Genomic DNA, 15,034 nt, shown 5'->3' with positions numbered 1-15,034 from the left:
CCTCTGTCATACAATGTATAGAGCTAATATAAAAGTGCAGTAAAGCGCTTAATTCAAATGGGAAGGGTTATGGCGGAAGTACGAGCCAGAATAGAGTTAAAAGTTGGTTCCAAAAGTCACATCGATGCAGAATTATTGTCTTTTCATGGATTGAAAACAGACAAAGAGCACGTCGCAGTCATTTTCAAATCAGCAGATAAAACCGGGGAAACACCACTAGTTCGAATGCACTCTGAGTGCCTAACTGGCGATGTTTTCCATTCTTCGCGTTGTGATTGCGGTGAGCAATTAGATGAAACGATTGAGAAGATGGGTGAATACGGCGGAATTCTTCTTTACCTTCGGCAGGAAGGGCGTGGCATTGGTCTGTACAACAAGATTGACGCTTACCGCTTGCAAAGCGAAGGCATGAACACCTATGAGGCCAATAATCATCTGGGATTTGGTGATGACCTTCGTGACTTCACTGAAGCTGCACAAATGCTTAAAGCATTGAATGTGCCTAAGATCCGCCTGATCACTAACAACCCTAAAAAGATCAAAGAGCTTCAGGAACACGGCATTGAGATTGAAGAAGTGGTTAATACCCACGCTCATATCAAGAATGGAAACGAGAGTTACCTAAAAGCTAAAGTCTCCCATGGTAAGCACCTGTTAGATTTGTGATAGATTTATTATTTATTTGAATAAAACCCCACGATTGTGGGGTTTTTTTGTTTTTGTTGCTTGTATTTAAATTGTAAATTTGTATGATCGCAATCAAGGTGCAAATGATAATAATTAGCACTATTACTACAGATAATATTTCGCTCAACAAGGACGATTTCCATGATCTCAAAACGTTTCGTTGCTCGTGCCGTCGCAGCTTCACTCCTCGTGACTAGCGCAGCTTCTTTCGCAGCAGTAACCAAAAGCCAAGTCGTAACCCACTATGCCGATCTTGCTCACGCAGTATTTTCTGATGCAACTTATACGGCTAAGAAACTTGACAAATCCATTGACCAGTTCCTCGCTAACCCTTCTAAAACCTCTTTGGAATCTGTTCGTCAAGCTTGGATTGATTCTCGTGTACCTTACCAGCAGACGGAAGTTTTCCGTTTTGGTAATGCCATCGTTGACGATTGGGAAGGTCAGCTGAACGCATGGCCACTTGATGAAGGTTTGATTGATTACGTATCTTCCGATTACCAGTACGAACTGGGTAACGAAGGTGCACAAGCTAACATCGTAGCCAACAGCAAAATCCAGGTTGGCTCTCAGGTTGTAGATGCAAGCCAGATTACCCCTCAGCTGATTGCAGACCTGAATGAAATTGGTGGTTCAGAAGCAAACGTTGCTTCCGGCTACCACGCCATCGAATTCCTTCTATGGGGACAAGATCTGAATGGCACAAACTCGGGTGCGGGTGAGCGTTCATACACAGACTTTATTGATGGTTCAGGCTGTACCAATGGCAACTGTGACCGTCGCCGTGAATACCTGAAAGCCGCGTCTCAACTTCTTATCCAAGATCTAGAGTGGATGGAAGGTCAGTGGGCACCAAGTCAGGCGGGTAACTACCGTACAGAACTGTTGTCTGAATCTGCTAATAACGGTCTGCGTAAAATGCTGTTCGGGATGGGTTCACTTTCTCTGGGTGAGCTTGCCGGTGAGCGTATGAAAGTCGCACTTGAAGCCAACTCTACTGAAGATGAGCACGATTGCTTCTCTGACAACACTCACAACTCTCACTATTACAACGAACAAGGTATCTACAACGTATTTACTGGTCTGTACAAGCGTGAGAATGGTCAGCTTCTATCTGGTCCTAGCATCTACGACTTAGTAGAGCAGAAAGACAAACAAGCAGCTAAAGAAATTCAGAAGCAGTTTGACCGCGCTCGTGCGCAGGTTGGTCAGCTAGTTGTATCTGCTGAGAAAAACAATCAGCACTTTGATCAGCTGATTGCTGCGAATAACTCTCAAGGTAATGCTTTGGTGAATGACACCATCATGTCGCTTGTCGCACAAACTGGCTCAATTGAGCGTGCAGCGAGCATCATTGGTATTGATAGCCTGAACCCAGACACTGCTGACCACGAGTTTTAATTGCATAAAAATATAATAAAATCCAAGGGCTCTTTATGAGCCCTTTTTACACTTGAGAAGCCAAGAATGAAGCAGTTTCTAATTCCTACCATTGTTTCAAGCCTAATCGCAACGAGCGTCTTTGCGTACGATACCAAGTCGGGTGGTAACACCAGTGTGAAGAAAGATGGCTCGAATGCCTTTTCTTTACCTGCCAACAACCTGCCCATGACATCGCGTTTAGATTTCAGTGTCGGTAACAGTTTTTTCCGTAACCCCTGGGTTCAGGCGCCTGCATCAACCGATGCGAGAGACGGTCTTGGACCACTGTTTAATACCAATGGGTGTCAAAACTGTCATATCAAAGATGGGCGAGGTCATCCTCCAGAAGAGGGTGACGAGCACGCGGTATCCATGCTGGTCAGGTTAAGCATTCCAGCCATGACGCCTGAGCAGAAGAAAGCCTTCATTATGAATGGCGTTATCCCTGAACCAACGTACGGCGGCCAGCTTCAGGATTTTGCTCTCCCAGATGCCAAGCCAGAAGGCAAAGTGAATATTACTTATTCTGATGTGGTGGTTACTTTTAAAGACGGCGAACAGGTAACACTTCGTAAGCCTAACTTGACGATCACAAATTTGAACTACGGAGAGATGCACCCGGATACTCAATTCTCGGCACGTGTCGCGCCACCCATGATAGGGCTTGGATTGCTGGAAGCCATTCCTGAAGAAACCATTCTTGCCATGGCAGATCCTGAAGATAAAAACAAAGATGGCATTTCCGGAAAAGTGAACCGGGTCTGGGATGTTCAGGCAGAAGGCTTTGCGCTTGGTCGATTCGGATGGAAAGCAGGTCAACCTAATCTGATGCAGCAAAATGCCGCAGCATTCAATGGCGATTTGGGACTGACCAGTTCACTGTTTCCAGTCGAGAACTGTACTGAAAACCAATCCATCTGTAATGATCTTCCTCACGGTGGCAAGCCGGAAGTGAGCGAAAAGATTTTAAACTTTGTTGAATTCTACTCTCAGCACCTTGCCGTTCCAATTCGTCGTAATACCCGAGACCCTCAGGTTCAGCTGGGTCAGGCCAAGTTTGCTGAAGCGGGTTGCCAGTCTTGTCATGCCGTGAACATTAAAACGGCGAAAAATGATCGCTTACCTGCACTATCAGAGCAGATTATTCACCCTTATTCGGATATGTTATTGCATGATATGGGCGAAGGGCTTGCCGACAACCGTCCAGAGTATCTGGCAAATGGTCGTGAATGGCGTACTCAGCCACTTTGGGGGCTGGGTTACACCAAAGAAGTCAACGGTCACACGAACTTGCTGCACGACGGAAGAGCACGTAACGTTCTGGAAGCCGTGCTTTGGCATGGTGGTGAGGCAAAACCCGCACAAGAGAATGTATTGAACATGTCCAAAAAAGAGCGAGAGGCGCTGGTGGCGTTTCTTAACTCGCTGTAACAGGAGCCACGTATGAAGAAAACGTTAAGCCTTTGCCTCCTGGCTCTGGTCGGCTGTCAGTCGAACGATGCACAAATGCCACAGGAAATTGCCGTTCAAAGTGGTGGTGAGTTACCTGAAAACAAGCAATATGCCAACCTTCACATCAGTGAAGCGGTGTATGATGTTGAGAAAGAAGCCGCATTTCTATTGCTGGCAGAAGCGCAGCAACAGGCGTTAATTTGGCAGCAATACTGTGGTTCGGAAGATCTTACAGAGGACTCACTGAAGTCAGCGTGGCACAGCACCATGCTCCGTTGGATGGCGCTTCAGGGGCAAGAACGTGGTCCTGAGAATGCGTTAAAAGAAAGCTGGAACATGCAATTCTGGCCAGATAAGAAAAACACCACGGGTCGGAAAATGTCGACGCTTGTTAAAGCCGATAAAGCATGGTCCGCCAATGAGTTATCGCAAATGAGCGTCACGGTTCAGGGGCTAGGCGCGATGGAATGGCTTCTGTATGACAAGGCGTCTCCTATTCATAAAGACAAGATCAAGGCTTGTGATAGCGGGTTGGCTATCAGCCAGAATATCGCAGACAAGTCCGATAACATTGCTGACGCATGGCAGGCAAATCCATGGAAAACTCTGGACGGCAAGAAATGGCGTACCGAGTACCTCAGCCTGTTGTCTAATCAGCTTGAGTACAGTATGAAAAAAATGAGCCGCCCTCTGGCGAAAGTTGGGAAGCCTCGTCCTTACTTTGCTGAATCATGGCGCTCTGAAACCTCCCTCTCGAACTTAAAAGCCAATGTTGAGGCAATGAAAGCACTATATATTGCGCATGGTTTCGGGCTAGATAAAGAGCTGAGAGACAGAGGACGTATTCAGCTAGCAGACAGCATTGTGGAGCAATTTGATTTAACGTTGGATACGTGGCCAGAAGAGTCCAGCATGTTTGCCATGCTGAAATCGAAAGAAGGCTACAGAAACGTATTAGCGCAGTTCAACAAGCTTGAGCATTTGAAATATCTCATCCATGAAGAGGTCGCAATCGAATTGGGTGTCGTCGTAGGGTTTAATGCAACAGATGGTGACTGATCAAACAAGAAGAAGGCTGCTTAAAGCAGCCTTATTTGGCGCTTCAGCGCCTTTTTTACCTTTTGGGTGCGCTTCCACTTCCAGCCAGCAAAATACGCCAGCTCTGATTGGTTGTTCTATTCTGGGTCGGGATAAGTTCTTTGCAACGGTTGCCGATATCAACGGTAACCCCATCCATCAACTCACTTTACCTGCCCGAGGACATGGCGTTGCCATTCACCGCGCTGGAAGTGCGGCAGTGGCATTCGGCCGTAGACCGGGGACATTTTTCCAACCGTTTGATTTCGTTAGCGGTGCAGCAAAACCCATCGTTTCATCGGGTCCTAATCGTCATTTTTACGGTCACGGTGTTTATTCTCCCGATGGGCGCTTTCTTTATGCGACAGAGGGGGAAAGAGGAACAAGCCGCGGGATTATCGGTGTATACGACGTTCAAAATGGCTACCAGAAAGTAGAGGAATTCACCGGGTTTGGGCTGGGTCCTCATGAGGTTATCATGCTTCCAAATGGTGATCTGGCGATAGGGGTCGGTGGTGTTCATACCAATGGAAGAACACCGATGAACCTCGAAACCATGTCTCCAACTCTGACATATTTGTCCTCTACCGGAAAAGTATTGGAACAAGTGTCGCTTTCCGACAATAAACTGAGTATTCGCCATCTTGCACATAATGGTCAAGGTATGGTTTTCTGTGGTCAGCAATATCGCGGATCGCCAGACGATTATCCAGCACTGTTAGCTGCTCACCAGATGGGGAAACCAATGGTCGAGTTCAAAGCTGAACCAGAACAATGGGCGAGATTCAACCATTACATTGCTAGCATCGCCGCCACAGGGGATTGGGTGCTTGCCACATCTCCACGAGGAAATTGTTATGGTATCTGGCAATTATCTACGGGTGAACTGCTGGAAATTGAATCTCTGCCTGATGCGTCAGGTGTTGTTGTGAATGATAATTCTTTCAAAATTAGCTCAGGTGTTGGAAGGGTGGTTTCCCATTCTTTAGCTGGAGTTGAAAAAAAATATTCATCAGGTATTCATTGGGATAACCACTGGTCGGCGATAATCTAATAAACGATACAAGTTTTTGCTGCAATTTTTGCCATACTTTAGGAATACATTTATTAGTAACTATGATCCAGGGAGCGGGCTATGAGGTTAAGGAAATACTTTTATTTCATGATCATAGCTATGCTTCCACTGGTTTCCAGCGCTAACAGTTACTACGCCACAACCTGGGTGAATAGCTCAACACCAGCTCATACACCTCTGGCTCACCAACCTGTCATTACTGCGCTTTATCACGAGTATCAATATCAGCCTATCTGGTTTCAGTACGACGCGATTGAAGCCTTCGAAACGCAGCTTGAACACCTTGCTCTGTCTGATGTGAGTGAGCTTTTCTATAAACGTTTGATGGCGCTAAAAGAAGCGCGATATCACAATCGCTGGCAAGAATACGACGTGCTGGCGACAGACACCTTGTTGAGTTACATCAGCTATACCGAGCTTTCTCAGTCTATGGGAAAGGGCTGGTTTTTTGGTGGACGAGTTCCAGCCATGCTGCCCACTCCGTCAGGTTCTAGCTTTGAGAGCTTTTATAACGCGGTAATGTCCGATTCGTTGGTTGAATACATTGAAGGGTTGAAACCTCAATCGCCACTGTATTCTGATTATGTAACCGCCATCTATGAGCTGAAACCCTGGCTAAACGTCTATTTGAGCGACTATAGCCAGAAAAAGCGCTTCACCCGAAAAGGAGATGTGCTGTCACACAAACGGGTGCTGCTTAATCGCCTGCAGGTGCTAGGTTATGACGTGTCGGCGGTGAATGCCGATGACAAAACCTACGATAAACCTCTGGACGATTTGGTTCGCCAGTTTCAGGTTCAGCATGGCCTGGATGCAGACGGCATTATCGGTCCGAAAACCATTAAGTGGATCAATGCTTCTATTGAAGAGCGTTTAAGACTTGTCGCCCTGAATGCGCAAAGGCTGCGTATCTGGCCATTGCAGCGCGACCAGATTGTTCTGGTGAATGTACCGCAGTACTCGATGTCTTACTGGCTAGATGGTAAAGAAGCGTTTTCTTCAGACGTGATTGTAGGGCGTCCATCAAGGAAAACACCGCTCATTGATACCAGAATGGATTCGGTGATTGTGAATCCAAGCTGGAATGTGCCAAGGAAAATCATGGTGAAAGACATTCTTCCCAAAGCGATTGAGGAAGAAACTTACCTTCAGGAACACAATTACGAAATTGTTGAAAGCTGGCATAACCGGACTCTGGTCGACCCACAGGATATCGACTGGCAAACCATTGACCCAGACAGCTTTCCGTACCGAATCCGACAAACTTCAGGACCATACAACGCACTTGGTAAATACAAGTTCAATACGCCAAATAAGAATGCCATTTTTCTCCACGATACACCGGCGAAGTCGCTGTTCACCAAGGCGAGAAGGGCATTCAGTTCTGGTTGTATCCGAATTGAATCTGCCGAGGGTTTTGCCAATCTGCTTTTAACCAGCAACTCTAAGCTGCGTCCAAGTCATCAAGAGAGAATCAGCCGTGAAGAAACGGTTGCTGTGGCACTGAAACAACGCATTCCTGTTTCTATTATTTATCAAACGGTTTGGACAGAAAGAGGGCAGGTGCAATACCGAAGTGACATTTACAAATACGATCAACTGAGTCGTAGTTCAAATTTTGACGCGAAACTTACAAATTTGATCAATCTGGATAAAAATCTTTCTGCTCAATAACTAACCATACCTTTGGCACTATTCCGTCAATAATTTGAGCTGATGACTAATTGACGCTTGTACGGAATCTGGTTACTGTCGCGACTTTGGAAACCGCGCCAGACCGTTCAGATGACAACCAAAGAAATCTCGAGAAGACACTTCCTCCGTAATACCGCCGTTCTTGGCACTTTTGTCTCATTGCCTTTTTCTCCCTCAGTTTTTGCAACTTATGCAAACCAGCCGAGAACATTGCAATTCAACAATCTGCACACAGGAGAGATTCTGGAGTCTTGTTATTTTGATGGTCAGAGATACGTAGGAAGCGAACTCGCGCGTCTTAATCATCTGTGCCGGGATCACCGCCGCAATGAAGTGTATTCGATGGATGCGGCACTATTCGACCAAATCAACTCCATTCAAGGCTTAATTGGCAGCGATGCCGAAGTTCAGATCATCTCTGGTTATCGCTCTCCTGCCACTAATAAGGCGTTACGAGCCAAATCCAAGGCAGTGGCGAAAAAGAGCTACCACATGCTTGGTAAAGCCATCGATTTTCGACTGGATGGCGTCAAACTTTCTGAAGTGAAAAAGGCAGCCTTATCTCTCAAAGCGGGCGGCGTAGGCTATTACCCAAAAAGTAATTTTATTCATATAGATACAGGTCCAGTCCGAAACTGGTAGTTGCGGTCTGTTCCCCCATACCTAATGGCTTGTAAAACTAGGGGGCAAATGTCATAGTTCCCGCAGTTTAAAATGAATACGGGATAGTTTTTATGAGCCTTCAATACAGAGTCGTGCCGGTGACTTCATTTCAGCAGAACTGCTCAATTGTCTGGTGTGATGAAACCATGGACGCGATTGTGGTCGATCCGGGTGGCGACGTACCTAAACTGGAAGCCACAATCAAAGAACTTGGCGTTAAAGTTGTGAATGTCGTGCTGACTCACGGGCATCTGGACCATGTTGGTGGCGCAGAAGAACTGGCCAATGCACACAGTGTCGACATTATCGGTCCTCATAAAGCCGATAACTTCTGGCTTCAGGGGTTAGAAGGGCAGAGCCAGATGTTTGGATTTCCTCTTACAGAAGCGTTTGAACCAAAACAGTGGTTAGATGAAGGTGACGTTGTCACTTTTGGTAATGAAGTACTGAACGTTTACTTCACGCCAGGTCATAGCCCAGGCCATGTCATCTTGTTCAATGAGTCATCTAAAACCGCATTTGTAGGCGATGTTCTTTTCAATGGTGGCATCGGAAGAACCGATTTCCCTCAAGGGGATTTCAACACGCTTATCCAGTCCATCAAGCAAAAACTCTGGCCGCTTGGTAACGATGTGCATTTTATTCCTGGGCACGGTCCGGAGTCTACATTCGGGCATGAACGCGCTTCTAACCCGTTTGTCGCTGACGAAATGCCTCTTTACTAGGTTTAGCTAACTAGTTGATTAAATCTTCTTTGTCGGCTGCCGCGAGAAATCGTCTTGCCAGGCCGACAAATTCATCTCCGCTTCTGTCCAAATCGGACGTCGAAATAAAAATATCGTAACCAAAATTTTCTCTCTGGTAAGCCATTCGGTTCGCCAGCATGGCTTGCAGACCTGTGTACTGCCCACCGTTACTTGATTCGTAAGGCTTTGAGTCCAACACGATGTCTTCAAAAGGAATGTTCTTCTTATCCATCTGTTTTAGACCAAGATAAAGAAGGGATCGTTGCTCCAGAAGTATTTGTGTGCTGATTCTGGGGCAGATATTGTCGAGGTAAGGTTCGTAGTCTTTAAGCTTAATGCCGATCCACGGAATGGGTTGATGCCATCCTTCCTGAGAGTAGGTACAGACGCCAATATGACTGATGTTATTCCACCTCACCACCCAGCCCCCTTTAAACATATGCTGCTGAAAGTGTGTGGCAGTGAGGGTAAATGACACCTTACTCTTCTCAATAAGGAAATGCGTAACCACAAAAAAGGCTATCAAACCAAACAGAGAGAGCAGCGCCTGTTGAATTCCCGGAGAGACTATAAGAAGAAAGAAGGTAATCAGACACGCCAGGCCCATGACCAACCTTCCTGTTGGAGACTGATAACTGAATGGTATGTTTGTCATGTGAATCGTATTCATTGTGGTGCAATTCCTATGCATCTCCGAGGAGAAAGCGCATTCCTTGTTTCTGTATAAAATATAGCCTTTGAAAGGCTCTTCCCCCATTTTTACGTTGAAAGTGGCCGTTAGGCTACAAATCAGTGTCAGTTTTTGGTATAACTCGCGCTTCAAATTTTTCACCACTGCGCGGTATAGCAGTGAAATGGAGAAAAACTCAATGAGACTCGCTCACAAACGTAAAGTGCAGGCTAAACTGCAAAAACGCATCAAAGCGACTTTAAATGTGGCTAAAGCAGCTCCTGAAGCCAAAAAACCTGCTGCTAAAAAAGCCGTTGAAGCAAAAGTGGAAAAGCCAGCACCGAAAGCGCAAACCACGGTTAGCTTAACGCCAAAACAACAAAGCGTTCTAGACATCGTAGCTAAGAACCCTGAAGGCATTAACCCTAAAGGTATCGGTCTGGAAGCTGGTCAGGAAGACGCAAAAGCGGCTTCTTGGGCAACTGGCGCTCTTAAGAAGCTGCTAGAAGAAAACCTGGTAGTTAAAGAGCAACTGGCGGGCAACAAGGTTGTGTACAAGCCAGTATAATTCGATTAAGAATCGTGAAGGAGCCCCAATTTTTGGGGCTTTTTTACGTTTTGTACCTTAATATTTTTAACTTCTATCTAGAACTTGTTCTTACGTAGAAATTACTTCTTAATTTTATCTATTATTTCAAAACTCTTTTTAATTTATAGCTTCAATAATTTTTTAATTAAATATCTTACGTATTAGTACGTAAAACTAAAGTCTAATACGGGGTAGGTGTAAAGAAATACGTCCGTGCTCTCCCGAATAGGTTAATGCTCTTCAATCAGGCATTGTTGTGATACCCAAGTACTGCTAATGGCGCCGAGCCCATTATTCCACTTGGGGAAATTCGCAATCCACACAGGAATGGGTTGTGAACAAACACAACATAGGACGTGAAATAATGAGTCTCTTAAAAAAATCAATCCAACGAACTCTTAAAGGCACCTTTGTCGCTGTAGCGGCTTGCGCTGCCTTGGTCACCGCTTCAGCTAATGCTGCCGACAAAGTCTACCGACTTAAGCTAGCTGAAACCTGGGGGCCAAACTTCCCAGTATTTGGTGACGCGACCAAAAATATGGCCAAAATGGCTGAAGAAATGTCGAATGGTCGTCTGCAAATCCGAATCGATTCTGCCAACAAGCACAAGGCACCACTGGGTGTTTTTGACATGGTGAAATCGGGTCAGTATGACATGGGACATTCAGGGTCTTACTACTGGAAAGGTAAGGTACCTAATACGCTTTACTTCACGTCTATGCCTTTCGGTATGACTCCGGCAGAGCAATACGCATGGTTCTACCACGGTGGTGGTATGGAACTGATGGAGAAAGTGTATTCTCCGCATAACCTGATGTCTTTCCCAGGCGGTAACACCGATATCCAAATGGGTGGCTGGTTCCAGAAAGAGATCAATTCGGTTGATGACCTTAAAGGTCTGAAAATGCGTATTCCAGGTTTTGCCGGTGAAATCCTGGCAGAGCTGGGCGCGAAACCAACAAACATCGCACCGGGTGAACTGTATACGTCGCTTGAGCGCCGTACTATCGACGCACTGGAGTGGGTAGGTCCTTCTCTGGACTTGCGTATGGGCTTCCACAAAATCGCACCTTACTACTACACTGGTTGGCATGAGCCAGGTTCAGAGCTTCAGTTCCTAGTGAATAAGCGCACCTGGAAACGTCTGCCAGACGACCTGAAAGCGATTTTGCGTGTAGCGATGAAAACTGCTGCGTACGACATGTACACGCAAGCCACGCACGAGAGCGGTAAGAACTGGTCTTCAATTAAGTCTGAATACCCAAATGTTCAGGTGAAAGACTTCCCACCTCAAGTAATGAGCGCGTTGCGTGAAGCGAACGATCGCCTTCTCAAGAAACATGCAGAAAGCAACGAACTGGCGAAAGAGATCCAAAAATCTCAGGCAGACTATCTGAAGCAAGTACGCTCGTGGACAGATATCTCTCACCGCGCTTACCTGAACAGTCAGGCACAACAATAATTATTTTAGGTCATTGAACCAAATGCCGAGGGGTGAACCCTCGGCAAATAGCCCAAGAAAAACAGGGTCTGCAAGGACACTACGCCCCCCAAAGCAGTCGACGTAGCCATTTGCAAGACCCTGCCTCTTCTAGTTTGTCTTTCCAAGGAGTATGGAATGAGAAGCCTAATTTACATGGAGCGACTGTTTAACCGGATCAGCGATGTGCTGGGCTGGGTTGCCAGCATTCTATTTTTACTGCTGTTGCTAAACGTCGTTTACGATGTCGTGATGCGTTATGTATTTAATGACGTATCGATTGCCTTTCAGGAAATGGAATGGCACCTGTTTTCCAGCGTCTTCCTTCTTGGCGTGCCTTATGCGCTAAAAGCAGGAGGGCATGTCCGTGTCGATATCTTCTATGAACGCCTTTCTTATCGCGCGCGCGCCATCATTGATATTCTGGGAACCGTTTTCTTCTTATTCCCGTTTTGTCTTCTTGTTGCTTGGTACGGCATTGACTTCGCCAGAGAGTCTTATGAACTCGGCGAAACGTCGGGCGACCCGGGTGGTCTGCCTTACCGATGGATCATTAAAGCCATGATCCCAGTGTCTTTCTTCTTTATGGCAGTGAGTGGCATCGGATTGCTTCTGAACTCACTGAACAAAATTTTTAATCCTAGTCCAGCTCATACCAGATAACAGGGAAGTAGTTTTATGATAGGAATTGTTATGTTTCTGGTAGCGCTGGTGGCCTTACTGTTAGGCTTCCCCGTTGCCTTTACCTTTGGTGGTATTGCCCTGCTATTTGGTGTTTGGGCAGAAGGTCCAGAAATGTTTGCCTTTATGCCGTATCGCATAGAGTCAATCATGCAGAATACAGTGTTAATGGCGGTGCCGTTGTTCATTTTCATGGGGCTGGTTCTGCAAAAAACTCGACTGGCTGAACAACTTCTTGAAGCCATGGGGCGCTTATTTGGCACCGTCCGTGGCGGTATTGCGATTTCAACCGTGTTGGTTGGAGCTCTGTTGGCGGCTTCTACAGGTGTTGTAGGGGCATCTGTTGTCGCCATGGGGCTCATTTCTCTCCCTGTTATGCTCAAATACAATTACGACAAAGGGCTGGCGTGTGGCACCATCTGTGCGTCGGGCACTTTGGGGCAAATTATCCCGCCATCCATTGTATTGATCTTGCTGGGCGATGTTTTGGGTGTACCTGTCGGTGATCTCTTTCAGGCAGCGGTTGGACCGGGCTTAGTTCTGGTTGGTGCGTATGTGGTTTACATTTTGATTTACGCCAAAATGAACCCTGAAGCTGCTCAGCCGATAGAGCGAGATGAATCCATTTCACGCAGAGAAGAAGTCATTGAAGCACTCAAAGCAGTGGTTCCACCGATGGCTTTGATTGTCGTCGTACTGGGTTCCATCTTCGCTGGTATTGCCACTCCAACAGAGTCAGCGGCTTTGGGTGGAGCCGGAGCCATTGTATTGGCGCTACTGTACCGTCAGTTTAGCTGGGCAATGATATACGATGCGTCCAAAGAAACCGTAAAAGTAACGGCTATGGTTTTTGCCATCCTACTTGGTGCAACTGCGTTTTCTATGGCGTTCACCTACACGGGCGGAGACTATCTGGTTGAAGAGTGGATGATGCAGATCCCGGGTGAGAAGTGGGGCTTCCTGATCATCACTATGCTGGTCATCCTGATTTTGGGCTTCTTTATCGACTTCGTTGAGATCTGTTTCATCATCGTACCGATTCTCGCTCCAGTGGCTGAACTGATGGGGATCAATATGGTTTGGTTTGCGATCCTGGTTGCGATGAACCTACAAACCTCGTTCCTGACGCCACCATTCGGTTTTAGTTTGTTCTATCTTAAAGGTGTGGCACCGAAAGGCGTAACCACAAGAGACATATACCGAGGAGTAATGCCGTTTATTGCCATCCAGATTCTGGTGCTGGCATCAATTCTGTTATTCCCGTCATTCTATGGAATGTGATCTCACAATTGTTACAGCTCGTTGATTTCGGTTAAAAATGGGCGCTAATGTCAGCCTCTGATACATTCAGAGGCTGATTGTATTCGTAAACTCCCATGGACGTATCGATGACGCACTGGGTGAGAGAGGGAGCTTATGCCTCTTAGAGCCAAACTGATATTACTCACCTTATTACCTCTGATTTTGGTCACCGCCAGTATCAGTTGGATCTCGATTCACCAAACCAAAGCGTTGGGCGTGAAGGAGATCGAAACGCTTCGAACCAGCTTGATACGGTCTAGAGAAAACGCGTTAAAAGACAAGTTGGATCTTGCCTTTGATGCCATCCACCATGTTTATGCCAATGATGAATTAAGCGAAGAAGACGCCAAACATCAGGTGAAGCAGATCCTCACGCGCTTAAGATATGGTTCGGACGGGTACTTTTTCGCTTACGACAAAAATGGCGTCAATCTTGTTCACCCCATTCTTCCTGAGCTGATCGGGCAGAACCTGATCAATATGCAGGATGAAAACGGTAACTTTCTGATTGTTTCTCTGATAGAGCAGGCGAGAAGCGGAGGCGGGTTTGCGCACTACTTATGGCAAAAACCGTCGACGGGTGAAATTGTGCCTAAGCTCAGTTACGCTGCGTGGTTGCCTAAGTGGGAGTGGATGGTCGGAACCGGGCTCTACATTGAAGATATTCATCTCGAAGTCGCCCAGATGGAAGATTCCATCAACCAGAACATTGAAGCCACCTTTATCAGTACCATGTCGATTCTGAGTGTTACGGTTGCTGTGATTGTCGTGCTGACATTAGCGGTAAACTGGCACGAACATCGAATTGCGGACAAAAACCTGAAAGAGCTGGCCCACAAAACGGTCATGTTTCAGGAAGACGAAAAAAAGCATCTTGCGAGAGAACTGCACGACGGTATCAATCAGCTTCTGGTATCGTGCAAATGTCACCTGGAGCTGCTGGCGCATAAGTTAAAGCAGAAAGAACCTAATATCGATGAAAGAGCACTGGCGCATCTGGATAAGTCTCAAATGTCGATGATGACTGCGATCAATGAAGTGCGTCGGATTTCTCATAACCTGAGACCAAGTTCATTGGACGACATAGGCCTGCAGGCCGCTCTCGAAACCTTGCTTCAGGATTTTCGCGAACACGCTCAGATTCCAGTGGAATACGAGATCGACAAATCCATGTCCAAAATGAATTCCGAAGTGGCTACAACACTGTATCGAGTGGTTCAGGAATCGCTCACTAACATAGAGAAACATGCGTACGCCAACCGAGTCGAAGTGGTGGTGCATCAGCTTGGTGAACAAGTTCAGCTGATGATTCGAGACGACGGGCGAGGATTTTCAGTCAGTGATACCATGAGGGCAAAAGGGATCGGATTGCGAAATATGCGAGAAAGAGTCGAATTTATCGGAGGAGATTTTGAACTCTTTAGCGAACCCAACTACGGTACAGAAATAACGGTTTTGATTCCGGTGTAATTAAGATAGAAAACTGGACAACATG

Annotated in this window: 14 protein-coding genes; 13 read left to right on the top strand and 1 reads right to left on the bottom strand. The window is 46.4% G+C overall.

Annotation, left to right across the window (positions count from 1 at the left end; genetic code table 11):
- The first annotated feature begins 69 nt into the window (after window positions 1–69).
- From INR79_RS10985 to INR79_RS10950, 8 genes are all read left to right on the top strand, one after another.
- Window positions 70–666 carry a GTP cyclohydrolase II gene (locus tag INR79_RS10985; RefSeq protein ID WP_004399766.1) on the top strand — a complete coding sequence of 199 codons (597 nt, stop codon included), beginning with the start codon at window positions 70–72 and terminating at the stop codon, window positions 664–666.
- 162 nt (window positions 667–828) lie between these two features.
- Window positions 829–2,088 (top strand): imelysin family protein, encoded by a 1,260-nt coding sequence (locus INR79_RS10980; protein ID WP_004399767.1) that lies wholly within the window; start codon window positions 829–831, stop codon window positions 2,086–2,088.
- Between the two features lie 66 nt (window positions 2,089–2,154).
- The gene (locus tag INR79_RS10975; RefSeq protein ID WP_223094185.1) at window positions 2,155–3,540 is read left to right on the top strand and encodes a di-heme oxidoredictase family protein; all 1,386 of its coding nucleotides are present in this window, start codon (window positions 2,155–2,157) and stop codon (window positions 3,538–3,540) included.
- A gap of 12 nt (window positions 3,541–3,552) precedes the next feature.
- Window positions 3,553–4,620, top strand: a complete 1,068-nt coding sequence (locus INR79_RS10970) for an imelysin family protein (protein WP_223094183.1) — start codon at window positions 3,553–3,555, stop codon at window positions 4,618–4,620.
- Complete coding sequence (locus INR79_RS10965; protein WP_223094181.1) at window positions 4,601–5,692, top strand: DUF1513 domain-containing protein; 1,092 nt, start codon at window positions 4,601–4,603, stop codon at window positions 5,690–5,692. The genes INR79_RS10970 and INR79_RS10965 overlap by 20 nt, the downstream gene beginning before the upstream one ends.
- A 108-nt stretch (window positions 5,693–5,800) precedes the next feature.
- The gene (locus tag INR79_RS10960; protein WP_049544915.1) at window positions 5,801–7,387 is read left to right on the top strand and encodes a murein L,D-transpeptidase; all 1,587 of its coding nucleotides are present in this window, start codon (window positions 5,801–5,803) and stop codon (window positions 7,385–7,387) included.
- Between the two features lie 111 nt (window positions 7,388–7,498).
- A complete protein-coding gene (locus INR79_RS10955) occupies window positions 7,499–8,050 on the top strand; it encodes a DUF882 domain-containing protein (RefSeq protein ID WP_004402081.1) in 552 nt (183 codons plus the stop codon).
- A gap of 92 nt (window positions 8,051–8,142) precedes the next feature.
- Window positions 8,143–8,796: an MBL fold metallo-hydrolase gene (locus INR79_RS10950; RefSeq protein ID WP_223094179.1), complete on the top strand. Its 654-nt coding sequence runs from the start codon at window positions 8,143–8,145 to the stop codon at window positions 8,794–8,796.
- A 10-nt stretch (window positions 8,797–8,806) separates the two neighbouring features.
- Here the strand turns inward: INR79_RS10950 and INR79_RS10945 are convergent, their stop codons facing one another.
- Window positions 8,807–9,487: a DUF2982 domain-containing protein gene (locus INR79_RS10945; RefSeq protein ID WP_223094177.1), complete on the bottom strand. Its 681-nt coding sequence runs from the start codon at window positions 9,485–9,487 to the stop codon at window positions 8,807–8,809.
- A gap of 199 nt (window positions 9,488–9,686) precedes the next feature.
- Here INR79_RS10945 and INR79_RS10940 point away from each other — a divergent pair, with 199 nt between their 5' ends.
- The 5 genes from INR79_RS10940 (at window position 9,687) to INR79_RS10920 (ending at window position 15,009) form a co-directional block, all read left to right on the top strand.
- A complete protein-coding gene (locus tag INR79_RS10940; RefSeq protein WP_004402084.1) occupies window positions 9,687–10,055 on the top strand; it encodes a MarR family transcriptional regulator in 369 nt (122 codons plus the stop codon).
- A 385-nt stretch (window positions 10,056–10,440) separates the two neighbouring features.
- Window positions 10,441–11,538: a TRAP transporter substrate-binding protein gene (locus INR79_RS10935; RefSeq protein WP_004402085.1), complete on the top strand. Its 1,098-nt coding sequence runs from the start codon at window positions 10,441–10,443 to the stop codon at window positions 11,536–11,538.
- 156 nt (window positions 11,539–11,694) lie between these two features.
- Window positions 11,695–12,219, top strand: a complete 525-nt coding sequence (locus INR79_RS10930) for a TRAP transporter small permease subunit (RefSeq protein ID WP_022550954.1) — start codon at window positions 11,695–11,697, stop codon at window positions 12,217–12,219.
- 15 nt (window positions 12,220–12,234) lie between these two features.
- Window positions 12,235–13,518: a TRAP transporter large permease subunit gene (locus INR79_RS10925; RefSeq protein WP_038123810.1), complete on the top strand. Its 1,284-nt coding sequence runs from the start codon at window positions 12,235–12,237 to the stop codon at window positions 13,516–13,518.
- A 135-nt stretch (window positions 13,519–13,653) separates the two neighbouring features.
- Window positions 13,654–15,009, top strand: a complete 1,356-nt coding sequence (locus tag INR79_RS10920) for a cache domain-containing protein (RefSeq protein WP_223094175.1) — start codon at window positions 13,654–13,656, stop codon at window positions 15,007–15,009.
- Window positions 15,010–15,034: the final 25 nt, after the last annotated feature.

This window comes from Vibrio sp. SCSIO 43132, assembly GCF_019904195.1.
GTDB classification, from domain to species: domain Bacteria; phylum Pseudomonadota; class Gammaproteobacteria; order Enterobacterales; family Vibrionaceae; genus Vibrio; species Vibrio nigripulchritudo.
This window is presented reverse-complemented; position numbering and strand designations above follow the sequence as displayed.